Below are 605 nucleotides of genomic sequence, written 5' to 3'. Positions count from 1 at the left end.
CGGTGGCAATAACCGCACCGGTGGCAGCAGCCGCACCGGTGGCAGCGGCCGCACCCGCGGTGCCGGTCCTTCCGGCGGCACCCGCGGCCGCCGCGGCGATGTTCCCCGTCTCCGCCCTGCCCTGATCACGCCCCACCACACCGTCTAGGAGTGCCATGTCACGGATCAGGACACTGCTCGCCGCAGCGGCCGCGGTCGGCTCGTCGGCCGCCCTGCTGCTGAGCAGCGCAACAGCTCACGCCCAGCCCGCTCCTCCGCTGCCGATCGACGCGCTGCAGGCGCCCGGTCTGCCGGCCATGGAGAGCCTCGGGCCGGCCATCCAGCAGGCGGCGGCCGACCCGAACAACGCCGTGTCGATGCTGATGGCCGCCGCTGCGGCGTTCGCCGGAAACTCGGCGGCGCCACCTGATTCGCGCAATGTGGCCACCGCGGTCAATCAGTTCGTGGCCGAACCGGTCGCCCATGTCCCGGCGGCCGGGGCGGTCCCGGGTACCGAGGCGCATCTGCCTGCCGGCGTCGATCCCGCGCATGCGGTCGGCCCGGCACCCGAGGCCGCTCCGGACGCCGCTGCGCTGGCGGCTCCGGCTCCGGCACCTGAGGCTGCT

1 pseudogene is annotated in these 605 nt (G+C 74.7%); it reads left to right on the top strand.

The window, feature by feature from the left end:
• Positions 1-155 precede the first annotated feature (155 nt).
• Positions 156-605, top strand: a pseudogene (locus Q2100_RS31580) (hypothetical protein); the annotation flags it as partial.

It is taken from the genome of Mycolicibacterium arseniciresistens (genome assembly GCF_030519285.1).
In the GTDB taxonomy this organism is placed as follows: domain Bacteria; phylum Actinomycetota; class Actinomycetes; order Mycobacteriales; family Mycobacteriaceae; genus Mycobacterium; species Mycobacterium arseniciresistens.
This window is presented reverse-complemented; position numbering and strand designations above follow the sequence as displayed.